The sequence below is a fragment of the Methylobacterium sp. WL1 genome (assembly GCF_008000895.1).
Lineage (GTDB): Bacteria > Pseudomonadota > Alphaproteobacteria > Rhizobiales > Beijerinckiaceae > Methylobacterium.
Map to the genome: position 1 here is coordinate 2,027,789 of NZ_CP042823.1, position 21,796 is coordinate 2,049,584.

The window sequence follows — 21,796 nt, forward strand, 5'->3', positions numbered from 1 at the left end:
CCTTTTCCTTACGCGTGGAGGGGGCGGCCGAGCTTGGCCGCCAGGATACGCTGCGGGCTCAAGCCGGGATCGGCTTGGGCGGCGACCGGCAGGTAGGCGGTCTGCTCCAACATGTAGCGGCCGCCCATCGCCCCGTGCATCACGAGGTCGGAGAAGGTCACCCAGGTCTCGCCGGGCCGGAACGCGACGTCGGCCTGGGGGGCGCTGGCCTGATAGGTCTCGTCCTGCTTCAGGGCGTCGTGCAGGTGCAGCATCAGGTGGTCGTATTCGGAGCGCCGGGCCTTGGTGATCCGCAGGGCCGCGAGCAGCCGCGCCGTGAGCGGCGCGTAGCGCGGCAGCCGGGGCAGGAACGTCTCCGCCATCGACCCGAAATCCTCGCCGACCCGCCAGCGGCGGGGCTCGCCGGACGGGTTGATGTTGCGGAACACCCGCAGGATCCGCTTCTCGCCGATCGGGTTCGACGGGAAGGCGTCGACATGCAGCCGGGTGTCGTCGCGCCGCCAGCTGAGCTTGCGCCGGTCCACGTCGAACGGTCGGTAGGAGGTGCCGGCGAGCGCCACCCGGTCGGCGTAATCCGGCAGGTAGGTGCCGATCAGGTCACGGGCGAAGGCGCGGTAGCGGATCAGGAGCTGGCGCAGGGCCTCCTGTTCCTCCGGGGTGCCGGCGGCGCCGCGCAGCTCCGCGGCCTCGCCCCGGATGTTGACGTTCTTGGCCTTTCCGTCCGCGAAGGGGCGCTCGGTAAACCGGTGCTCGTACGCGCTGAATGGGAACGGCAGGTCCGGGAACAGCAGCACCGCCCCGGCTTCCAGCTCCCGGGCCAGGGAGCCAACATTCTCACCGGGGACGACTGTGCGGATCGGGCTGATCATCGTGTTCGGGCTGGATCTGCCGGGCCGAAGAGGGGCTAGACGGGGCGCAATCCTGTAGCCGAGCCGCCCGCGGGAGGCCAGGGCCCGCATTTCCGGTGGATGACATCGCTCGTCCACTGGCACCGGCCGGGGGCGCCGCCCCGGGTGCTTGCGCAACCGCCGCGTTCCCGGCACGTTCCCCTCCGCATACCGGCCCACGAGCCCGGCGGAGGATGGCGCCGATGGCGACCCTGAAGGAATTCGAGGAAGCCCTGCGCGAGCATGGCATGAACATGGCGCTGGCGTTGCTGGAGCGCCTGCGCGAGCGCGACCGCGCCACCCGCACGGTCAAGCCGGCCCGCCGTCTCACGGGCCAGAAGATGACGCCCGAACTCGCCCGGGCGATTCTCGACCTGCACGCCTCCACGGGCATGACCCAGCAGGAGATCGCGTTCAAGGTCGGGGTCAACCAGGGCCGGGTCAACGAGGTGATCAAGCGCGGCAAGTGGCTGTCGGACGACCCCCAGGCCCCCGAGGCGGTGGCCCGCGACAAGGCGTTGGCCCGCATGCGCGGCGACCCCAAGCCGAAGAAGCCGCCGCTGGCTACCGCCCGGCCGAAGGAGCGCAAGGCGGCCGCCACGAAGGTGCCCGCCAAGGCACGCAACCAGGGCCAACTGGCTTTGGGCGATCTGTAGGAGCGACAGGAGGGGATCCCAAAGGGCTTGCAGCCCTTCGGCGGAGTTCGGGGCGCGCAGCCTAGAGATCCCTATCCCGGGGCTCTGACCTGGACCCGCAAGAGGTCACGGACCTTTTGAAACCGGGATTTTATGGGTCGGCGACCGGGGCTCAGTTCGCTGGCGCGAAATGCCCGCGGTAGCGCGCGCCGATCGCCTCGACCGGAAGCGCCACGAACACATCGGTGGTGCCGAACTGGCGGTCGATCACCGCGCCTTCCCCGAAGGTCGCGCCGAGCCGCAGATAGCCCTTGATCAGGGGCGGCAGCGCCTGCAGAGCCGCCTTGGGATCGACCGCCTCGCGGGGCATCCGATCCATGGACACCGCACGCTCCGGCAGGGCTCGGGCCCGCCACGCCTCGGGTGCGCGGGCATGGTGGTGCAGGAACGACAGCGGCAGGGCCAGCCGGTCCGGATCGGTGCCCTCCAGGCTGGCGCAGCCGATCAGCGCATCGATCCGGTGATGCAGCACGTAGGCGTAGATCCCCTGCCAGAGCAGCTCGACGGTGCGCTTGCTGCGGTAGGGCTTGAGCACGCAGGAGCGGCCGAGTTCCAGCAGGCGCCGGTGCCCCTGCGCCGCCAGGATCGGCTCCAGGTCGTATTCGCCCTCGGAGTAGAAGCCGGCATGGCGCTCGGCGACCTCGCCGCGCAGCAACCTGTAGGTGCCGACCACCTTGGGCCGATGCTCGACGAACGGCTTCTTCCGCCGGGGCGCGTCATGGTCGAGGACGAGGAGATGGTCGCAGAGCGCGTCGTAGGCGTCGGCGTCGCGTCGTGACAAAGCCGCAAGACCCGTCGGGATCGCCGCCATTTCTTCGTAGAACACCTTGAACCGAAGGCGCTGCGCGCGCCGGATTTCGGATTTCTTCGAAGCTAACCGGACCTCGAGGTTGCCGATCCGGCCCAGGCTGCGCCCCTCGAACGGCTCCGGCAGACGAATCGCCCGCTCGCCCGACAGGATGTCGGCGATGGCCGCCGGTTCCGCCTGGACGAGCGCGTGGCGCCGCCGCAGTTTCGCGATCGGCGCGCCGACCCCCCATTGAACGCCCTTGTGCCAGCCGGCTCCGAGCGCGCTGTAGGCTCCGCGGGCGAGATTGGCGACCATGGACGGGTTCACTCCGGGCGCACGATCGTGCACCGTCGGGAAGGACAGAGAGCACGAACCGCACACGCCATTATGACAGCCCCGACACGAAAGCGCCCCGGCCAGGGCCGGGGCGCTCCAACAGCGTAGCGGGTTCCGAGCCGCGACCGGATCAGGCCGCCTGCGGGACCGGGTCCTTGCGCACGTCACCCTCGATCACTGGGGCGGACGGGGTCCCGGCCGTGGCGATCTGGATGCGGCGCGGCTTCTTCGCCTCCGGGACCTCGCGGACGAGGTCGATGTGGAGGAGGCCGTTCTCCAGGGCCGCGCCGGTCACCTGGACGTGGTCGGCGAGCTGGAAGCGGCGCTCGAAGGCACGGGCCGCGATGCCCTGGTGCAGGAACTCCGCCTTGGGCTCGGCCTTGCGCTCGCCCTTCAGGGTCAGCGCATTCTCCCGCACTTCGATCGACAGGTCGGACTCGGTGAAGCCGGCGACCGCGACGGTGATGCGGTAGGCGTTCTCGCCGGTCCGCTCGATGTTGTAGGGCGGGTAGGTCGGCGCCGCCTCGGCGGTGGCGAACTGGTCGAGGGCGGAGAACAGTCGGTCGAAGCCGACGGTGGAACGATACAGGGGAGCGAGATCGAACTGACGCATGACATATCCTCGTATGAGCAACATGCAGAAGCGGTCCGCCCGATGGGCCGGACCCGTCGTTCGTGCCGCCTGACGGCCGGCACAGACGGGATATCGGGGGGCAAAAAACCGGGTTCAAGACCTCCGGAAGGACCCGAGTGCGAGATTTTTCCGCTACGGTGACGCTTGCATGCGGACCCGGCATGCGGACGGACTGAGGTTGGCCCGTGAGACGGTTGGACGGCGATATCGGACGGGAGCCGCCGCTCCTGACCCTGCGCGGCACGCCGGACAATCCGGTGCCGCCGGGCGGCACCCTGATCGCGGTCGGCACCCGCGACGACTGCACGCTGCGGGCCGCCTACTGGCAGGCCACGACGCGGACCTGCCGGGGCACGGTCTGCCTGCTCCAGGGACGGGCCGAATTCATCGAGAAGTACTACGAGACCATCCACGACCTGCGTGCGCGGGGCTTCGCCGTGGTGGCGTTCGACTGGCGCGGCCAGGGCGAGTCGGACCGGCGGGCCGACGACCCGCACAAGGGCCATGTCGGCCGGTTCGACGATTACCGCCTCGACCTGCGGGCGGTGGCCGAGACGGTGCTGGTGCCGCTGATGCCTGAGCCGCATGTCGGCCTGGCGCATTCGATGGGGGGCTGCGTCGCGCTGATCGGGGCGCTCGACGGCTGGCTGCCGTTCCGGCGCCTGGTGACGGTGGCGCCGATGCTGTCGATCCGGATGGTGCGCTGGCCCGCCGGGGCGGCGTTCCTGTCGCGGTTCCTGCACCGGATCGGGCTGGGCGACCGCTACATCCCGCTGGGCAAGCCAGTCTCGATCGCCACCAAGCCCTATGCCGGCAACCGGCTGTCGCGGGATCCCGCGCGCTACGCCCGCAACGCGGCGGCGGCCCGGCAGGTCGGCGCCGGCGCGGTCGGCGACCCGACGATCGCGTGGCTCGCGGAGGCGTTCCGTGCGATGGCGCGCCTGCGCGACCCGCGCGCCGCCCCGCGCATCACGCTGCCCACCCTGATCGTCGCGGCCGGCGCGGACCCGGTCTGCGGGACCCTGGACACCGAGCGGTTCGCGGCCCGGCTGAAGGCCGGCCACATCCTGGTCCTGCCGGATTCCCGGCACGAGATCCTGAGCGAACGCGACGCCATCCGGCAGGATTTCTGGGCGGCCTTCGTCGCCTTCGTGCCGGGCTCGCCCCTGCCCTCCCACACGGAGGTTGAGGCACATCAGGCGGTGCCGGTGGCCTGAGCCGTCAGCCCCCCAGATCCGGGTCGATGTCTCGCGGCCGCACGAACCGCTCCAGCCGCCCCTGCCCCGGGGCGATCGCCGACCAGGCCGCGGCGTCGAACGCGATCACCGCGTAGGCGGCGGTGGGGAATTCCGTGGCGAGGCGCGTGCGTTCCTTGCGCGGCCCCTCCCCGGCCAGGGTCGCGGCGAGGTCGCCCAGGCCGGGATTGTGGCCGACGACGATCACGGTTTCCGCGCTGTCCGGCGCCCCCCGGATCAGCCCGAGGATCCGCTCGGCCGGCGCCTCGTAGATGTCGTGGTGATACCGCGCCTCGGGTGCGCCGAGGGCGGCCGAGACCGCATCCCAGGTCTCGCGGGTGCGGGTGGCGGTGGAGACCAGGGCCAAGTCCGGTCGGGGACCCTCTTGGCCGATGTGGCCGCCGACAGCGGGCGCGGCCCGGCGGCCGCGGTCGTTGAGCGGCCGTTCGTGGTCGGCGACGCCGGCCGGACGATCCGACTTGGCGTGCCGCAACAGGATCAGCCTGCGCATGGAGCGGGCCCTTCTCGGGATGGGGTGACCGACGCGCGCCGAACAGGCGCGGGGGCCCGGTTAGCGCAAAGCGCGGCGCCCGGGAACCTCGGCGATCCTGCCCGGTTCGAAAAGCTGGGCCGCCGATGCGGGACGCGCATAGGGTGGCGGTCTCTGTCGGAGGAGGTCGCGCCATGGATCGCTCGCCCCGCGTTTCGGAGATCCTGTCCTGGTACGGGGCCGACAGCCCCGGCACGCTGACCAACCTCGCCCGGATGCTGGAGCACGGCCGGCTCGGCGGCACCGGCAAGATGCTGATCCTGCCGGTGGATCAGGGCTTCGAGCATGGCCCGGCCCGCAGCTTCGGCCCGAACCCGCCGGCCTACGATCCGCATTACCATTTCGAATTGGCCCTGGCGGCGGGCTGCAACGCCTACGCGGCGCCGCTCGGCTTCCTCGAGGCGGGCGCCCGGGACTATGCCGGGCGGATCCCGCTGATCCTCAAGCTCAACGACCACGACCTCCTGGCCGACGAGGAGGATCCCGAGCAGGCGATCACCGGCTCGGTGGCGGACGCGCTGCGGCTCGGCGCTTGCGCCATCGGCTTCACGATCTATCCGGGCTCCGCGCACCGCAACGCCATGTATGGCCAGATCCGCGCGATCGCCGAGGAGGCCAAGAGATCCGGGCTCGCCGTGGTGATCTGGTCCTATGCGAGGGGCTCGGCGCTGTCGAAGGACGGCGAGACCGCCATCGACGTGATCGGCTACGCGGCTCAGATCGCCGCGCAGCTCGGAGCCCACATCATCAAGGTCAAGCTGCCCACCGCCCATATCGAGCAGCCGGCGGCCAAGAGGATCTACGAATCCACCGGCATCCCGATCGGCACCGCGGCGGAGCGCGTCCGCCACGTGGTGCAATGCGCCTTCAACGGGCGGCGGATCGTGATCTTTTCGGGCGGTGCCCATGCCGAGGACGACACGTTCCTCGACGAGATCCGGGCCATCCAGGCGGGCGGCGGCTTCGGCTCCATCGTCGGCCGCAACGCCTTCCAGCGCGCGAAGGCGGATGCCCTGACGCTGCTGGGGCGGATCACCGACATCTATGCCGGCAAGGCAGTTTGACGCTCAGCCGCCGCGCTGCTCCCGGCGCATCATGAAGGCCAGCTTCTCGAACAGGCTGACATCCTGCTCGTTCTTGAGCAGCGCGCCGTGCAGCGGCGGGATCAGCTTGCGGCCCTCACGCTCGCGCAGGGTCTCGGGCGAAATATCCTCGGAGACGAGGAGCTTGAGCCAGTCCAGCAGTTCGGAGGTCGAGGGCTTCTTCTTGAGGCCCGGGACCTCGCGGGTCTCGAGAAAGACCCGCAGGGCCTCCTCGACCAAGCGGTGCTTGATGCCCGGATAGTGCACGTCGACGATGCGCATCAGCGTCTCGGCGTCCGGGAACTTGATGTAGTGGAAGAAGCAGCGGCGCAGGAACGCGTCCGGCAGTTCCTTCTCGTTGTTCGACGTGATGATCATGATCGGCCGGCGCACGGCCTTCACGGTCTCGCCGGTCTCGTAGACATGGAACTCCATCCGGTCGAGTTCGGTCAGGAGGTCGTTGGGAAACTCGATGTCGGCCTTGTCGATCTCGTCGATCAGAAGCACCGGCCGCTCGGGCGCGGTGAACGCTTCCCAGAGCTTGCCCCGGCGGATGTAGTTGCCGATGTCCGAGACCCGCGGGTCGCCGAGCTGCGAGTCCCGCAGCCGCGAGACGGCGTCGTACTCGTAGAGGCCCTGCTGGGCCTTGGTGGTCGACTTGATGTTCCAGACGATGAGCGGCGCGCCCAGGCCCCGGGCGATCTCCTCGGCCAGCACGGTCTTGCCGGTGCCGGGCTCGCCCTTGACCAGGAGCGGGCGCTCCAGGACCACGGCGGCGTTGACCGCGGCGGTCAGGTCGGGTGTCGCGACGTAGGTCTCGGTTCCGGAAAATCGCATCGCGCTCTCGGAGAAGCTGGCCTGGAGGCAACCGGTAGCGCGTGCCGACGCCGCCCCGCAAGCGAGACCGGCTAACCCTTCTCGTGCCAGACGCAGTTCCGGGCCAGGATCTCCAGGTTCACGTCGGATTTCTGCGGCTGCGGCAGGGTCTTGGTGTCCATCGCGAGGTCGATCTTGATCTCGACTTGGCCCTTCGACTCGTTGGAGCGTCGGGAGAAGTAGCAGTACTGCTGATAGGGCTGGTCGGCGTTGTCCTTGAAGTTCCAGCCGGTGACGATCTGGCCGTCGAGATAGGGGACCTGCTTGAACACCGTGAAGGTGGTGTTCACCGCCGCCTTCGAGGCCGGGGCGGCGTCGCTGCCGAGCTGCGCCTTCGTGGGCGTCGGCGTGCCGCCGCCACCCATCTTGGGAAGACCTTCGAGCTTGAGCGTGTTGTCGGTCAGCGTGACCTCGCCCTTGGTCTTCAGGGTCACGTCCGAGAGCGCGGTCTGCATGGCCGCGGCGATCTTCTCGGCCGCCGTGTCGAACTGGTTGAGGGTGGCCCAGCCATAGGCCGCCGCCCCGATCCCGATGCCGGCCAGGCACGCGAAGGCGCCGAAGCCCAGCGCGCGGAACAGGAAGGCCCGCGCCGCCACGTAGCTCGAATCCGCCCGCAGGCGGGAGTTCACCTGCTGGGCGAGGGCGACGTTCTCAGGGGTGCCGCCGGCGACGTAGTTCATGCGCCGGCTCCCGCGGCAGGGAGGGTCTGACCCGGAAGGGCCTGACCCGGATGGCTCTGGCCGGGCAGGCTCTGCTGGGTCTGGGCGGGGCGGTTCATCGGGATCACCGCACCCGTGGCGTTGGCCGCGCGGGGCAGGATCGGCTCGGGGTTCGAGCGCAGCGCGTCGGCGATCGCGTCCAGCATGTAGGGCGCGGCCTCCGGGTTCACGGCGGCCCCCAGGTCGTCCTCATCCATGAAGGTCCGGCGGGTCGAGACCGCGCAGAGCGCCAGGATGGTCGACGCGAAGGCGGCGCAGACGGCGGGCAGGAACACGAAGATCCGCAGGAAGGCGTGGACTTGTTGCTCGGTCACGTCGATCGGATCGACGCCGTAGACCATCGCGGTGAAGGAGTGCAGCTGCGAGCGGTTGACCGCATTGCGGTAGCCCTGCTCGGCATCGGCCACGCGCCGGTCGGCGGCGCCGGGGTCGAGGGTCGCGCGCGCCTTGCGGGCCTCCTCCAGCTCCTTGATCAGCACGGCGCGGTCGGCCGACGCCTTGGTCACGCCCGCCGACAGGGCGGCCACGCGCGGGTCGGCCACGCATTTCAGGTTCTGGTACTTGCGGCCCTTGCTGTTGGTGCCGAACACCCGCTCGCAGCGCTGGGCCGGCAGGCCGGCAAGCTGCTGGGCGTTGTCGGAGGACCGCTTCTCGATCTGGTCGAGCTCGGTCGTGTACTGCGCCACGCGCTCGTCCGCCGCCTTGATGCGGTCGCCGATCGTGGCGCGGTCGGCCTGGGCGTCCTTCAGGGCGGTCTTGGTCCGGGCGGCTTCCATCAGGCGGGGATGGAACATCATCTCGCCGAGCTGCGACACCGACTTGGTGGTGACGCCGGCCGCGAAGATGATGCCGAGCACCGCGAGCCCGCGCACGAAATGCGAGCGCTGGGTGCGGGCCAGGATGCCGAGCGGCACCCGGCACAGCTCCACGGCGGCGTAGACCAGGGGCGCCAGCAACATGAAGTAGAAGGCGTGCCAGTCGCCGTCGCTGTAGACGCCCGCGAACAGCCATGCGCCCCAGAGCGAGGCGCCGATCACCATGAACTCGACGAGATACGCGATCGCCACGTAGCCCCACTTGATGCGGTAGCCGCGGTCGACGTGGCGCTGGTGCACCCACCGATCCGACTCGAGCCGCCATTCGCGGCGCTCGCGCTGCAGATCGCGACTCGGGGGGGCCGTCGGACCGGAGAATATCGACTTGATGGAGATCATCGGCCTCGTCACATCCATCGGGTCCAGTCGCAGGCGCCGTGTTACAGCACGGGCGCGGTCCTGGCCGAACTTAACGCCCAGTTAACCGCCGCGTGTATGCGGGCATTGTGCCGATTTTGGGCCGCCCTGCACGCAATTCGCCGGTGGATCGCCGGCAAGCCGCATCCGGGTGGCTCAAATGTCTCACCCGAGCCGTGTATCCGGCTTGTGTCCGAGCGCACCTCGCCGGCCTTGCCTTGGCCGAAAGCGGTTGCCCGCTGCGCGGGGCCGACCCATGATCGCGCATCCGTGATTGGTCTCCGCGCCGGTCGGAAACAGGAGGTTCGATCCGCCGCCGATGCCAGAGGTCCACGCCGGCTCCTACAAGGAAGCGATCCTGTTCCTCGTCACCGCGGGGATTGTGGTGCCGTTGTTCCACCGCCTGCGGATCTCCCCGGTGCTCGGCTTCATCGGCGCCGGCGCCCTGCTCGGACCGTTCGGCCTCGGTCGGCTCGCCGACACCCATCCCTACGTCCACCTCTTCACCATCGGCAACCGCACCGAGATCTCGCACCTGGCCGAGTTCGGGGTGATCTTCCTGATGTTCATGATCGGGGTCGAGCTGTCGTGGGAGCGGCTGCGGACCCTGCGGCGGCTCGTGTTCGGCCTCGGCTCGCTGCAGGTCGGCTGCTCGACGCTGATCCTCGGGGCGATCCTGTACGGGCTGCAGGTCCCGCTCGCGGGCGCCGTGATCGTCGGCATCGGACTAGCCCTGTCGTCCACCGCGGTGGTGCTGCCGGTCCTGGCCGAGCAGAAGCGGCTCAACGCGCCCTCCGGCCGCGCCAGCTTCGCGGTCCTGCTGTTCCAGGACCTCGCGGTCGCCCCGGTGCTGTTCGCGATCGCCGTCCTCGGCCGCGGCGACGAGGGCGACAAGGGCTGGGCGTTGGCCATGGCGCTGGGCCAGGCCGCGATCGCGCTGGTGCTGATCGTCGTGGCCGGCCGCCTCGCCCTGCGCCCGCTGTTCCAGCTGGTTGCGCGGACGCGCTCGACCGAGCTGTTCATGGCGGCCTGCCTCCTGGTCATCGTCGGCACCGCGCTGACGGCGGCGGCGAGCGGCCTGTCGATGACGCTGGGTGCCTTCGTGGCCGGGTTGCTGCTGGCCGAGACCGAGTACCGCCGGGCGATCGAGGCGACCATCGACCCGTTCAAGGGCCTGCTGCTCGGCGTGTTCTTCGTTTCGGTCGGCATGAACCTGGACCCCGCCCAGCTCATGGCGGCGCCCGGGGCGATCCTAGGCCTGTCGCTGGCGCTGGTGCTGATCAAGGCCGCCGTGGTGATGATGGCCGCGCCCGCCCTCAAGATCTCGCGCCCGGTGGCCCTGGAGGCGGCGTTGCTGCTCGGGCCGGGCGGCGAGTTCGCCTTCGTGCTGATCGGGGGCGCAGTCGCCACCGGGCTGGTGCCGGAGGATGTCGGCGCCGCCGCGCTCATCGTGACCACGGTCACCATGATCATGATCCCGGCCCTGGCGGCCCTGGGCCGCAGGCTGAGCCGTGGCGCGGCCAGCGCCGCCCAAGCCGCCATGAAGACGGAGCCGCTTCCGGAGCGGGTGGAGAACCGGGTGGTGATCGCGGGCTTTGGCCGCGTCGGCCGCCAGGTCGCCGAGATGCTGGACCGGCACGGGATTCCCTACCTCGCCCTCGATTCCGACGCGGCCCGGGTCGCCGAGCAGCGCCGGGCCGGCGCGCCCGTCTACTTTGGGGATTCGGGCAACACCGAGATCTTGCGCCGCTGCGACATCGCCACGGCGCGCGCCCTGGTGGTCACCCTCGACAACCCGCGGGCGGTCGAGCAGGCGGTGGCCGCGGCCCGGGCTGAGCGGCCGGACCTGACGATCGTCGCCCGTGCCCGCGACGCCCGGCATGCCTCGGCGCTCTACGAACTGGGCGTCGACGACGCCGTGCCGGAGACGATCGAGGCGTCCCTACAATTGTCGGAGGCCGTGCTGGTCGATGTCGGCGTGCCGATGGGGCTTGTCATCGCGTCGATCCACGAGCGGCGGGACGAGTACCGCGCGCTGCTCAAGAAGCGCGAGAACGAGGCCAAGCCGATCTTCCGCGCCCGGCGCACCGTCGGGAAGGCCCTCGGCAAGCCGCCGGCCAAGAAGGAGGCGCCGCCGCGTCAGGAGGCCGGGCGCCAGGAAGCCTGAGCCGGCCTGCCGCCGGCGTGAGCCGGGTGCCGGCTCACGCCGGGACGAGATGCGCCTCGGCGTGCTTGGGCTGACGCGTGACGCGGTTGCGCGGCGCCGGCTCGAACCCGTCGGCGAAGCTGCACCGGTACACGATCTCGTCCGCCGGCCCGAGGCCGGTGACCAGCGGGACCGTCACGGTGTCCCCCGAGAAGCGCCAGCCGCGCGCGCCCTTGTCCCAGTACAGCCACACGGTCCCGGGGAACCCCCGCAGGGTGAACACCGCGGCCTTGCGCGACAGGGCTTGTACGGCGCGCGGCGCGTACATGCCCTTGGCGTGATAGGCCTCCCGGGTCGTCTCGGGCTGGCGATCCATGAAGGTGTTGCGCACCAGTTGAATCGTCGCACCCGGCTTCCCGAGAAACCGTTTGAAATCCGTCAGATTCCGCAGGATGACCGCCATTGCTGGTCTCCTCGCTTCGGTTGGTGCGGCACGCGTCCTCGCGGCTGAACACACCTGAGATGCCGAGTTGAGCGATTCCCGTGACCGTTTCAGTGTCTGCGCGAGGCTTGGACCCGCACATATCAACAGATTCGGTGAGTTATGCCCAGCTTATGACTCTCCGAGGCTTCTGGAGACTCGCCAGGAGACTCCGGATTAGCGCTTCGCCTGCCGATGAATCTTGTCGACCACTTGAAAAGACTCGGAGATCAGCGCCGGACGTGCCGGCTGCCGGATCCAGAACTTGGCTGATTCGCCCGGGCTTGACCCGCGCGCTTTGCTGGCGCGTTCTTCGGGGATGCTGCTGCACTTCTTCACGGCCCTCCGAGATGCCAAGGTTCCCGTCTCCCTCACGGAGTACCTGACCCTGCTCGGCGCCCTCGACCGGGGCTTGGCCAAGCGGGACGTCGAGGCGTTCTACTTCCTGGCGCGCACGGCCCTGGTGAAGGACGAGGCGCATCTCGACCGGTTCGACCGGGTGTTCGGCACCGTCTTCAAGGGGCTGGAGACGCTCGGGGAGGCGGTGGAGGCTGCTGCCATCCCCGAGGAATGGCTGCGCAAGCTCGCAGAGACGTATCTGACCGATGCCGAGAAGGCCGAGCTGCAGGCGCTCGGCTGGGACAAGCTGTTCGAGACCCTGAGGCAGCGGTTGGCCGAGCAGAAGGAGCGTCACCAAGGCGGCTCGAAATGGATCGGTACCGGCGGGACCTCGCCGTTCGGCGCCTACGGCTACAATCCCGAGGGCATCCGCATCGGCCAGGACGGCAACCGCAACTTCCGCGCGGTGAAGGTCTGGGACAAGCGCGAGTTCAAGGATCTCGACGACGACCGCGAGATCGGCGCGCGCACCATGCGCCTCGCTCTTCGGCGGCTGCGCCGCTTCGCCCGGACGGGAGCGGCCGAGGAACTGGACCTCGACGGCACGATCCGCGAGAGCGCCCGCCAGGGCTACATCGATGTGCGGCTGCGGCCTGAGCGGCGCAATGCCGTGAAGGTGCTGCTGTTCCTAGACGTCGGCGGCTCGATGGACTGGCACATCGAGCAGGCGGAGGCGCTGTTCTCGGCGGCGCGCTCGGAGTTCAAGCACCTCGCGCATTACTACTTCCACAACTGCCCCTACGAGGCGGTCTGGACCGAGAACCGGCGACGCCACGACGCCAGGACCCCGCTGCCGGAGGTGATCCGCACTTACGGCAGCGACTATCGGGTGGTGTTCGTCGGCGACGCCTCGATGAGCCCCTACGAGATCGCCACGCCGGGCGGGTCGGTGGAGCACTGGAACGCGGAGCCGGGCGCCGTGTGGCTGCAGCGGCTCCTCGCCCATTTCCCGAAGGCGGCGTGGCTGAACCCGGTGCCGGAGACCCACTGGGGCTACACCCAGTCGATCGGGATGGTGCAGCGGCTCGTCGGCGGCCGCATGTTCCCCCTCACCCTCGATGGTCTCGACGCGGCGGCCCGGGCGCTGGTGCGGTGAGAGCCGCTACCCCTGCTGGGACGGGGTCGAGACCACGAGCCCGTCCAGGTTCGGGGCGATCTTGATCTGGCAGGACAGACGGGAATTCTCGCGCACGTCGGAGGCGAAATCGAGCATGTCCTGCTCCATGTCCTGGGCCTTGCCCACGACGTCGATCCACGCGTCGGCGACGTAGACGTGGCAGGTGGCGCAGGCGCAGGCGCCGCCGCACTCAGCATCGATGCCCGGGACGTTGTTGCGCAGCGCCGTCTCCATCACGGTCGCGCCGACGCTGCCTTCGACGGTCCTCTCCGTCCCGGCGTGGTCGACGTATGTGATCTTGGGCATGCTCGGCTCCGGGCTCGCGTCGAGCGGCCTCGCTTCGACGGGCGGGGTGACTGCTTGGCGGCTGAGGCCATGGAATGCAAGCGCGGTGGCGGCTGTCCGTTCCGGATCGATCGCCGCATCGGCGCATGTTCAGCGAACGGCCGCTCTTAAGACTCGGCATCCGGCGCGATCTCGGCCAGTGCCGCCGCAACGGCCTGAACGAGGTCGTCGAGGGCGACCGCCTCGGCGCCGGCCCGCAATCGTGCCTCGGCGGCGTCCGCGCAGGCGCGGACCCGGGTGGCGCCGACTCCGGAGGCCGAGCCCTTCAGGGTGTGGGCGAGGTCGGCGCGCTGGGCCGCCGGCAGGGACGGATCGGTCAGACGAGGCAGGATCGACCGGCATTGCCCGGCAAACAGCGCCAGCACCTCGTCGGCCAGCTCGGCGTCGCCGAAGGTCTGCGCATCGAGCTCCGCACGATCGATGGCCAGCATGCTCGAACTCCCGGAATCCGCAATCTTCTGGGGGTTGCCGAACCTCTCCCCATGATTCACCCCCCGATTCGCCGGACGGGGATCGCGCAGGGACCCTCATCTGCGCCAAGATGGTGGAGCCGGAAGGCGGCGGACCCGGTAACCATTCTCGTAACGGTTTCTGGGGTCGGACGGCGGCTCGGGTATCGGCAATCGGTGTCCGCGTCTAATCCTGTAATGGTAAACGGGACGTTGCGTCTCTGGCATCAGCCTCCCCAGGTGCCGGTGAAACCCGTGTGACGAGGCGTTGAATGGCGACCGAGAAGAAGCTGAAGGATCCGGCCGAGGCCGCGCTCTCTGCGATCGAGCAGGCGCTGAACCTCGACGCCCTGACGCCGACCGGCACCGAGAGCCGCGCCGAGCCGCGCCTGCCCGATGTCGGGGATGCCGATCCCCTGCTCGACGGTGCCCTCGATCCGGCCGGCCGCCAGACGCCGCCGCGCCTCGACCTCGACCCGCCCCTCGCCTCCGACCTGCCCCCGCCCGGCCGGGAGCGCCCGCGCCGCGAGGGCGGCCTGCTGCCGCCCGACCGCTCGCTGGTGGCGAACGACGACCGGCGCAACATCGGGATCCTGCAGCAGACCCTGCGGGTGCGGTCCTCGCCCAAGCCTTACCTGTACGCGTTGCTGGCCGGCCTCGCCTGGGTCGCCGGCTTGGTGCTGGTCGCCTGGCTGCAATCCGGCGGCGACCTGCGCGGCGTCGTCTCGGGCCTCACCCCGCTCCAGGCGACGGTGGGCGCCGCGGCCCTGCTCGGACCGGTCGTCCTGTTCGTGATCGCCGCCATGCTGGCCGCACGGGCGCAAGAGATGCGCCTCGTCGCCCGCGCAGTCGGCGAAGTCGCGGTGCGCCTGGCCGAGCCCGAGAGCTTCTCCACGGACGCGGTCCTGACCATGTCGCAGACGGTGCGCCGGGAAGTCGCCGCGGTCGGCGACGGCGTCGAGCGTGCGCTCGCCCGGGCCGGCGAGCTCGAGACCCTGGTGCGCGGCGAGATCGCCACCTTGGAGCGGGCCTATTCCGACAACGAGATCCGCATCCGCTCCCTCGTCGAGGAGCTGGTGGCGCAGCGGGAATCCATCGTCACCAACGCCGAGCGGGTGCGCGGCGCGATCACCGGCTCCCACCAGAGCCTGAGCCAGGAACTGGAGGGCGCGTCCGAGCGGATCGTCCTGGCCCTCAACGGCGCGGGCGAGCGCGTGACCGGGGCGCTCGACGCCCGCGGTGCGGCCATCACCGCATCCCTGGGCGAGGCCGGCGACCGGGTCGTCAGCCTCATGACCGGCCGCGGCGACGAGCTGATCGAGAACCTCGCGGCCACGAGCGAGGGTGTGCGCGGCAGCCTGCTGGACGTCGGCGAGAGCCTGACGCGCGCCTTCGAGACCCGCGCCCAAGACGTGACCGGCGCGTTCCAGTCGACCGGGGACGCCCTCACCGGGCGGATCGCCGAGAGCACCGCCTCCGTCGCCCAGAGCCTCGCCGAGACCGGCCTGCGCGTCAGCGAGTCCCTGGAGCGCCAGGGCGGCGTCGTGCGCGAAAGCTTCGAGCGCTCGGTGATCGGCCTGGAGAACGCCTTCCTGTCGCGGAGTTCCGAGCTGACGGACCGGTTCGGCGCGATGGGGACCCAGATCACTGCGCGCTTCGCCGAGACCGGCGCGGCCCTTACCCAGGACATCGCCGGCCGTGGCCTGGCGCTGCGTGCCGAGATCGAGAATGCCGGACTCTCCGTCGCCGAAGCGATCGAGAGCCGCGGACGCGATGCCCAGGCCGCCCTGGCGCTGGCCATGGGCGGCGTCGGCGAGACGCTGACCAGCCAGGCCGGCACCGTGCGCGACGACCTGATCGGCACCGCCGAGCGGATCGCCGAGACGATTTCCGAGCACGGCAACGCCCTGGCTGGGCGCATGGACGGCATCGCGGCGCGCTTGCACGACACCGTGACCGTGCAGGCCTCGGACCTCGAGGGCCGCGTCCAGGCGGCGGCCGAGCGGGCCGGCGGCCACATCACCGACCGGACCCAGGCGGCCACGCAGAGCCTGGAATCCGCCTTCTCGGCGCTGGGCCACGGCTTCGAGGCTGGCGCCGCCGCCGCCGTCCAGTCCCTTCGCGGCTCCGCGAGCACCGTCACCGGCGAACTCGAGGCCCATACCCGCGCGGCCTCCGCCGGCCTGGCCGACACCCTGCAGGCCCTGCGCCACGGCTCGGCCGAGGTGACCAGCGCGGTCGAGGCCGAGACCGCGAACCTGCTGACCCATTTCCGCGATGCCGCCGACCGGGCCGGCATCGAACTCGGCGAGCGCGGCTCCGCCGCGGTGACCGCCCTGCGCGGCGCCCTCGACGACCTCAACCGCGAGCTGTCCGCCCGCACCGACGATGCCACCGGCAGCCTGGCGCAGGCCGCCCGCGCCATCTCGGACGACCTCGCCGCCCGCATCGGCGAGATGGAGTCCGCCTTCGGCGAGCACGGCAAGGGCGTGGCCGAACTCCTGGCCAGCCATGCCGAGGAGACCCAGACCCGGATCAGCGGCACCGGCCGCGACATCGTGCTCGCGGTGGCGAGCCAGGGTGCGCGGATCGCCGACACGCTCAGCCAGACCGGCGCGAGCTTCGCCGAGACCGCCGACGGCCGCGTTCGCGCCATCGACGAGACGCTGGGCAGCCGTCTCGCCGCCCTGCAGGAGACCATCGCCCGCGGCGACATCCTGGCCGACCGCATCGGCCGCGACACCGCGACGATGGGCGAGACTGTCGGGGCCCGGCTGGAGGAGATGGACCGGCTCATCACCGTCAAGGGCCAGGCGGTGGCCGAGACCATCGCGACCCGCGCCCGCGAGGCCGGCAGCCTGGTCGAGACCCATCTCGGCGACCTGGAAGCGCGTTCCGCCAAGCGCGCCGCCGAGATCGGCGACGTCGTGGCGAACCTGGTCGATCACGTCGACGGCCGGATCGACGCCCGCGGCAAGGCCCTGAACGAGGCGCTGGCCGCCCGGACCGGGGAGATGGCCCGGATCATGGAAGAGGGCAGCCGCAACCTGGTCGCGGTGCTCGACGGACGGGCCGAGGGGCTCGGGCAGGACATCGACCGGCGCACCGCAGAGATGGCCCGCCGCATCGCGGGCAGCGCCGAGCATTTCGACGCCGGCGTGATCAGCCGCCTGCAGGAAATCGCCAACGCCCTCGATGAGCGCGCCCGCCTCGTGGATGAGAGCTTCGGCGTGCAGGCCTTCGAGGCGATCCGCCTGATCGAGGCGCGGACCCGCGCGGTCGACGAGGAACTGGCCGGCCGCACCCGCGACCTGGTCGCGACGATCACCGACCGGACCGGTGGGATCGACAAGGCGATGGCCGAGAGCATCGGGAGCCTCACGGGGGCCGTCGCGGAATCCACCCGGGTTCTCGAGGCCTCGCTGTCGGGCCGGGTGCAGGAGATCGTCCAGCTGGTGGACGAGCGGGCCCAGAGCGCCGACGCGGCCCTCTCTGCTCGGACAGAGGCCGTGCGCGCGGCCTTCGCCGAGCGCTCGGAGCTGCTCGCGAAGCTGATCGACGAGCGCATCACCGTCATGTCGAGTGAGCTCGACGAGAAGGGCCGCACCGTGTTCGGCGCGATCGGCGGCCGCATCACCGAGTTGGCGCGCCTGTTCGATCGCGGTGGCACCTCGCTGGCCGAGCTGATCGACCAGCGCGGCGACAGCGTCCTGTCCAAGCTGCAGCAGACCATCGCGGATGCCGAGCGGATGCTGGAAGCCGGCGAAGGCCGCCTCGGCCACACCCTGTCGAGCCGCACCGCCGACATCAGCGGCCTGCTCGACGAGGGCGTGCGCTCGGTCCACGGCCTGCTCGACGACCGCACCAACCAGATTCGCGTGATGCTGGATGGCCATGCCGGAACCCTGGCCAGCACCCTCGACGGCCGCATGGGCCCGCTCAACGAGGCGCTGGACACCCGCGGCCGCGCGCTGATCGCCGCCGTCGAGGACGCCTTCGGCAGCGCCGCCGGAGCCTTGGATTCCCGGACCCAGGCGCTCGGTGGCCTGTTCGACGAACGCCTCGGGCACTTGGAGAACCTGGTCGAGGGCCGCGGCAACCGTCTCGCCGAGACCCTGGACGCCCGCGCCCAGGGCCTGCGGACCCTGTTCGAGGAAGCCCACACCGCCCTCGACGCGGTGGTGGAAGGCGGGGGCGGACGCTTCGCCGCCTCGGTCGACACCAAGATCCAGGCGCTGCGGACGATGCTGGAGGCGGCGCCCGCCGCCGTCACCGCGCTGGTCGAGACCCGGGAGCGCCAGCTTGCCGCGACGCTCGACAGCCGCACGCAGCGCCTCCAAACCCTGTTCGAGGAGGCTCAGGCAGGCCTGCGCGATCTCGTGGAGGTGCGCGGCCAGGAACTCGCCGACACGATCACCACCCGGACCGAGGGCCTGCGCCAGACCCTCGACGCGGCTCCCACCGACATGGCGGACCTGCTGGACGCGCGCTTTGCCGACCTGCGTGCCCTGTTCGAGCGCGCTCAGTCGGAGATCGACCGCCTGGTCGATGGCCGCAGCCGCGAGATCGCCGGGACCATCGAGCACCGCACCCAGGCCCTGCAATCCGTGATCGAACAGGCGAGCCCGGCCATCGCCGGCCTGTTGCAGGCGGGTGAGACCCAGCTGGCCCAGGCCTTCGAGGCTCAAAACGGCGACCTGCAGGCCCTGTTCGCGCAGGCCCAGTCGGAGATCGACCGCCTGGTCGATGGCCGCGGCCGCGAGATCGCCGGGGCGATCGAGCACCGCACCCAGGCTCTGCAATCCGTGATCGAGCAGGCGAGCCCGGCCATCGCCGGCCTGCTGCAGGCGGGTGAGACCCAGCTGGCCCAGGCCTTCGAGACCCGGAACGGCGACCTGCAGGCCCTGTTCGCGCAGGCCCAGTCGGAGATCGACCGCCTGGTCGATGGCCGCGGCCGCGAGATCGCGGGGACGATCGAGCATCGCACCCAGGCGCTGCAGACCGTGATCGAGCAGGCGAACCCGGCCATCGCCGGCTTGCTCGAGGCCCGCGAGACCCAGTTCGCCGAGACCTTCGAGGCCCGCAGCGGTCAGCTCCGGACCCTGTTCGAGCGGGCGCAATCCAGCCTCGAGCTTTCTGTGGAGAGCCGCGGGCGGGAGATCGCCATGGCGGTCCAGGCGCGCACGCAGGACCTGCGCACCCTCCTCGACGCGGCGCCCACGGGCGTGGCCGCCCTCCTGGACACTCGGATCGAGACCCTGCGCACGACCTTCGACGAGGCACGTTCAGCGATCGAGACGCTGCTCAGCGAGCGCAGCCAGTCGCTGCTCGACGCCGCTCAGGGGCGCACCGGTTCGCTGGTCGAGGCGTTCGACGCACGGATCCGCGACCTCGACGGCGTCGTCGAGGGGCGTACCGCAGCCCTAGTCCACACGGTCGAGGCGCAGAGCGAGGCGCTGGCCCGCGGGGTCGATGCCCGCGCCGACGCCTTCACCCAGCGCATCGACAGCCGCATGCGGCTGTTCGCGACGCTGGTCGCCCAGCGCGCCGAGACGCTGGCCACCGCCTTCGACGACCGCCACGACGCCTTCGCGGGCCTCATGGACGAGCGCACCGCCAGCCTCGTGGCGGCGCTCGACGAGCGGGCGCGGGCGCATGCCGAGCAGGTCGACGCGCACAACGCCGCCCTGGCCGACACGCTCAGCCGCCGCGAGGCCGCGCTGGCGGGCCTGATCGACGCCCGCACCGAGGCGCTGGGGGCCGGCTTCGAGCGCCGCGCCACCGCGCTCGGCGCCTTGGTCGATGCCCGCGGGGAAGCCCTGTCCCGTCGCCTTGCGGAGAGCGCCGAGGTGCTGGTCCGCGCCATCGAGGAGAAGGGCGGGGCGCTCATCGCCAGCGTCGACGGCAGCGGCCGCGCGGTGGGCGACAGCCTGGAGGGGCATGTCGATCGCCTGCGCGCCGCCATCGACGGGCCGATGCTCGACCTGTCGCGGGCCCTGGCCGACCGTGCCGACGCGATCGAGCGCGTTCTGATCGAGACCGGCGTGCCGCTGGCCGAGACTCTGCGGCTACAGACCGAGGAACTGGCCGCGCAGTCGCGGGCCTCGGCCGAGCTGCTCCGCGCCGCCATCGACGATGGCGCGGGCCGTGCCCTCACCGAGCTGTTCGAGACCAACGACCGGCTGGGCCGCGAGCTGGGTGCCGTCCTCCAGCGGATCGAGGGCGCCAACGCCGCCCTGGGCGAGCTGGTGTCCGGTGCCGGAACCAATCTCGGCGCGATCGAGCAGGGTCTGGCGGGCCGGGTCGAGCAGGTCCAGTCGGCGTTGCAGCGCATCGCCTCGGAGACCGGCCGCGCCACCGCGGGCGTGGCGTCCCAGGTCGAGGCCCTGCGCGAGGTCGCCAAAACGGCGCTCCGCGAGGCGACCGGCCTCGCCGAGTCCCTCGACGACCGCGGCCGTGCACTCGGCGAGCAGACCTCGGTGCACGTCTCGGCGCTCGACCGGGCGGCCTCGTCGCTCGCCGCGATCGAGGAGCGCCTTGGGGCGACCCTGGCGGGCCGCGAGGCCGCGCTCGCGGAGGCGCTGGCCGGCTTCGAGGCGCGCGCCAGCACCCTGGAGCAGCAGGGCGGTGCCCTGGCCGAGACGATCGAGCGCACGCTGCGGACTGCCGAAGAGCGCGCCCGCGCCGTCGGCGAGGCGCTGACCCGCTCGGCGGAGGGCGCGGGGGCTTCGGTTACCAGCGCCTTCGAGGGCCTCAAGGACAGCGCAGGGGCGGAGAGCGAGAAGGCAGCCCAGGGCGTGCGGCAGGCCATCGAGGAGGCCGCTCGGGAGATGCGCAGCGGCCTCGACGAGGCGCAGACCAAGTTCGGTGCCTCCGTCTCGTCCCTGCGGGAGATGGCGGGCTCGATCCGCGGCGAACTCGACGCGACCCGCGCCGAACTCGCCCGGGGCGTCCTCGACCTTCCGCGCGAGACGCAGGATGCCACCGGCGAGATGCGCCGGGTGGTGGCCGACCAGATCAAGGCGCTGAACGAGCTGTCGGCCCTGGTGTCCCGCACCACCCGCTCGGTGGACGTGGCCCAGCCGCAGGCCCAGCGCCGGGTGGCCGAGGGCGGCTCCCGCGCCGTCTCGGCGGCGCAGGTGAGCGCGCTTCGACTGCGACGCAGGCTCAGCCGGTCTCGACTCCGGCTCTGCCGGCGCCCCAGGCTCAGGCGCGGTCCGCCATCGGTCCGGGCGGATCGAGGCGCCGCGGCCCTCCGCGACCGCCCGCCCGCCGCCATGACGGCGGGCGGCGCCAAGCGCGGCTGGCTGTCGGACCTGCTGACCCGCGCCTCGCTGGACGAGGACGACGATGCCGAGCCGGCGGCCACCAACGCCGCGTCCCCGGCGCCGTCGGGCCGCCAATCCCCGGCGCAGTCTCAGGCGCAATCTCAGGCGCAATCTCAGGCCCCCGCCGAGACCGGCCGGATCGCGCTGGACACGATCTCCACCGACATCGCCCGGATGATCGAGCACCGGACCGTGGTCGACCTGTGGGAGCGCTATCGCCGGGGCGAGCCGAACCTGTTCGACCCGCGCATTTACACGCCGCAGGGCCGGACCACCTTCGCGGAGATCCAGCGCCGCTACCGCGCCGATGCGGAGTTCCGCCGCAGCGTCGACCGGTACGTGGGTGAGTTCGAGCGGCTGCTGGGGGACGTGGTCAAGAACGACAGCGACGCCAAGCGGACCGACGCCTACCTCACCTCGGAGACCGGCAAGGTCTACACGATGCTGGCCCATGCCAGCGGGCGCTTCGACGGGGCGTAGGACGACGGCCGGCGC

At 71.2% G+C, this 21,796-nt stretch carries 16 protein-coding genes; 6 read left to right on the top strand and 10 right to left on the bottom strand.

Annotated features, from left to right (window positions below):
- Positions 1-8: 8 nt before the first annotated feature.
- Entirely contained in the window at positions 9-869 is an 861-nt protein-coding gene (locus FVA80_RS10015) for a Kdo hydroxylase family protein (RefSeq protein ID WP_147908614.1), read from the bottom strand.
- 221 nt (positions 870-1,090) lie between these two features.
- Here FVA80_RS10015 and FVA80_RS10020 point away from each other — a divergent pair, with 221 nt between their 5' ends.
- The gene (locus tag FVA80_RS10020; RefSeq protein WP_147908613.1) at positions 1,091-1,543 is read left to right on the top strand and encodes an RNA polymerase subunit sigma-70; all 453 of its coding nucleotides are present in this window, start codon (positions 1,091-1,093) and stop codon (positions 1,541-1,543) included.
- A gap of 151 nt (positions 1,544-1,694) precedes the next feature.
- Here FVA80_RS10020 and FVA80_RS10025 read toward each other — a convergent pair whose 3' ends face one another.
- Together FVA80_RS10025 and FVA80_RS10030 are read right to left on the bottom strand one after the other, a co-directional pair.
- Positions 1,695-2,687, bottom strand: coding sequence for a GNAT family N-acyltransferase (locus tag FVA80_RS10025; RefSeq protein ID WP_147908612.1), 993 nt, complete (start codon positions 2,685-2,687; stop codon positions 1,695-1,697).
- A gap of 151 nt (positions 2,688-2,838) precedes the next feature.
- Complete coding sequence (locus tag FVA80_RS10030; protein WP_147908611.1) at positions 2,839-3,321, bottom strand: Hsp20 family protein; 483 nt, start codon at positions 3,319-3,321, stop codon at positions 2,839-2,841.
- A 206-nt stretch (positions 3,322-3,527) separates the two neighbouring features.
- Between FVA80_RS10030 and FVA80_RS10035 the strand changes: the two genes are divergently transcribed.
- On the top strand, positions 3,528-4,559 hold the full coding sequence (locus FVA80_RS10035; protein ID WP_147908610.1) for an alpha/beta hydrolase: 1,032 nt from the start codon (positions 3,528-3,530) through the stop codon (positions 4,557-4,559).
- A 4-nt stretch (positions 4,560-4,563) separates the two neighbouring features.
- Here the strand turns inward: FVA80_RS10035 and FVA80_RS10040 are convergent, their stop codons facing one another.
- Positions 4,564-5,088 carry a histidine phosphatase family protein gene (locus FVA80_RS10040; protein ID WP_147908609.1) on the bottom strand — a complete coding sequence of 175 codons (525 nt, stop codon included), beginning with the start codon at positions 5,086-5,088 and terminating at the stop codon, positions 4,564-4,566.
- Positions 5,089-5,261: 173 nt separating this feature from the next.
- Here FVA80_RS10040 and FVA80_RS10045 point away from each other — a divergent pair, with 173 nt between their 5' ends.
- Positions 5,262-6,191: a class I fructose-bisphosphate aldolase gene (locus tag FVA80_RS10045; protein WP_147908608.1), complete on the top strand. Its 930-nt coding sequence runs from the start codon at positions 5,262-5,264 to the stop codon at positions 6,189-6,191.
- Between the two features lie 3 nt (positions 6,192-6,194).
- Here FVA80_RS10045 and FVA80_RS10050 read toward each other — a convergent pair whose 3' ends face one another.
- From FVA80_RS10050 to FVA80_RS10060, 3 genes are all read right to left on the bottom strand, one after another.
- Positions 6,195-7,046, bottom strand: coding sequence for a MoxR family ATPase (locus FVA80_RS10050; RefSeq protein WP_147908607.1), 852 nt, complete (start codon positions 7,044-7,046; stop codon positions 6,195-6,197).
- A gap of 71 nt (positions 7,047-7,117) precedes the next feature.
- Positions 7,118-7,765: a hypothetical protein gene (locus tag FVA80_RS10055; RefSeq protein ID WP_147908606.1), complete on the bottom strand. Its 648-nt coding sequence runs from the start codon at positions 7,763-7,765 to the stop codon at positions 7,118-7,120.
- Positions 7,762-9,036 (bottom strand): ATPase, encoded by a 1,275-nt coding sequence (locus FVA80_RS10060; protein WP_147908605.1) that lies wholly within the window; start codon positions 9,034-9,036, stop codon positions 7,762-7,764. The genes FVA80_RS10055 and FVA80_RS10060 overlap by 4 nt, the downstream gene beginning before the upstream one ends.
- A gap of 319 nt (positions 9,037-9,355) precedes the next feature.
- Here FVA80_RS10060 and FVA80_RS10065 point away from each other — a divergent pair, with 319 nt between their 5' ends.
- Positions 9,356-11,203, top strand: coding sequence for a cation:proton antiporter (locus FVA80_RS10065; protein ID WP_147908604.1), 1,848 nt, complete (start codon positions 9,356-9,358; stop codon positions 11,201-11,203).
- A 34-nt stretch (positions 11,204-11,237) separates the two neighbouring features.
- Here the strand turns inward: FVA80_RS10065 and FVA80_RS10070 are convergent, their stop codons facing one another.
- Positions 11,238-11,645: a hypothetical protein gene (locus FVA80_RS10070; protein ID WP_147908603.1), complete on the bottom strand. Its 408-nt coding sequence runs from the start codon at positions 11,643-11,645 to the stop codon at positions 11,238-11,240.
- 337 nt (positions 11,646-11,982) lie between these two features.
- Between FVA80_RS10070 and FVA80_RS10075 the strand changes: the two genes are divergently transcribed.
- Positions 11,983-13,158: a VWA domain-containing protein gene (locus FVA80_RS10075; RefSeq protein ID WP_147908633.1), complete on the top strand. Its 1,176-nt coding sequence runs from the start codon at positions 11,983-11,985 to the stop codon at positions 13,156-13,158.
- 6 nt (positions 13,159-13,164) lie between these two features.
- On the opposite strand, the gene FVA80_RS10080 is transcribed toward FVA80_RS10075, so the two are convergent.
- Positions 13,165-13,485 carry a 2Fe-2S iron-sulfur cluster-binding protein gene (locus tag FVA80_RS10080; protein ID WP_147908602.1) on the bottom strand — a complete coding sequence of 107 codons (321 nt, stop codon included), beginning with the start codon at positions 13,483-13,485 and terminating at the stop codon, positions 13,165-13,167.
- 146 nt (positions 13,486-13,631) lie between these two features.
- On the bottom strand, positions 13,632-13,955 hold the full coding sequence (locus FVA80_RS10085; RefSeq protein ID WP_147908601.1) for an Hpt domain-containing protein: 324 nt from the start codon (positions 13,953-13,955) through the stop codon (positions 13,632-13,634).
- Positions 13,956-14,245: 290 nt separating this feature from the next.
- On the opposite strand from FVA80_RS10085, the gene FVA80_RS10090 reads away from it, so the two are divergent.
- Positions 14,246-21,781 carry a hypothetical protein gene (locus FVA80_RS10090; RefSeq protein ID WP_147957827.1) on the top strand — a complete coding sequence of 2,512 codons (7,536 nt, stop codon included), beginning with the start codon at positions 14,246-14,248 and terminating at the stop codon, positions 21,779-21,781.
- The last annotated feature ends 15 nt before the right edge of the window (positions 21,782-21,796 follow it).

Bases quoted from the DNA above. Each gene is read 5' to 3' on its own strand.
- FVA80_RS10080 (WP_147908602.1), bottom strand. From the start codon at position 13,485: ATGCCCAAGATCACATACGTCGACCACGCCGGGACGGAGAGGACCGTC.
- FVA80_RS10075 (WP_147908633.1), top strand. From the start codon at position 11,983: ATGCTGCTGCACTTCTTCACGGCCCTCCGAGATGCCAAGGTTCCCGTC.
- FVA80_RS10090 (WP_147957827.1), top strand. From the start codon at position 14,246: ATGGCGACCGAGAAGAAGCTGAAGGATCCGGCCGAGGCCGCGCTCTCT.
- FVA80_RS10055 (WP_147908606.1), bottom strand. From the start codon at position 7,765: ATGAACTACGTCGCCGGCGGCACCCCTGAGAACGTCGCCCTCGCCCAG.
- FVA80_RS10025 (WP_147908612.1), bottom strand. From the start codon at position 2,687: ATGGTCGCCAATCTCGCCCGCGGAGCCTACAGCGCGCTCGGAGCCGGC.
- FVA80_RS10015 (WP_147908614.1), bottom strand. From the start codon at position 869: ATGATCAGCCCGATCCGCACAGTCGTCCCCGGTGAGAATGTTGGCTCC.
- FVA80_RS10040 (WP_147908609.1), bottom strand. From the start codon at position 5,088: ATGCGCAGGCTGATCCTGTTGCGGCACGCCAAGTCGGATCGTCCGGCC.
- FVA80_RS10065 (WP_147908604.1), top strand. From the start codon at position 9,356: ATGCCAGAGGTCCACGCCGGCTCCTACAAGGAAGCGATCCTGTTCCTC.
- FVA80_RS10050 (WP_147908607.1), bottom strand. From the start codon at position 7,046: ATGCGATTTTCCGGAACCGAGACCTACGTCGCGACACCCGACCTGACC.
- FVA80_RS10020 (WP_147908613.1), top strand. From the start codon at position 1,091: ATGGCGACCCTGAAGGAATTCGAGGAAGCCCTGCGCGAGCATGGCATG.
- FVA80_RS10085 (WP_147908601.1), bottom strand. From the start codon at position 13,955: ATGCTGGCCATCGATCGTGCGGAGCTCGATGCGCAGACCTTCGGCGAC.
- FVA80_RS10070 (WP_147908603.1), bottom strand. From the start codon at position 11,645: ATGGCGGTCATCCTGCGGAATCTGACGGATTTCAAACGGTTTCTCGGG.
- FVA80_RS10045 (WP_147908608.1), top strand. From the start codon at position 5,262: ATGGATCGCTCGCCCCGCGTTTCGGAGATCCTGTCCTGGTACGGGGCC.
- FVA80_RS10060 (WP_147908605.1), bottom strand. From the start codon at position 9,036: ATGGATGTGACGAGGCCGATGATCTCCATCAAGTCGATATTCTCCGGT.
- FVA80_RS10030 (WP_147908611.1), bottom strand. From the start codon at position 3,321: ATGCGTCAGTTCGATCTCGCTCCCCTGTATCGTTCCACCGTCGGCTTC.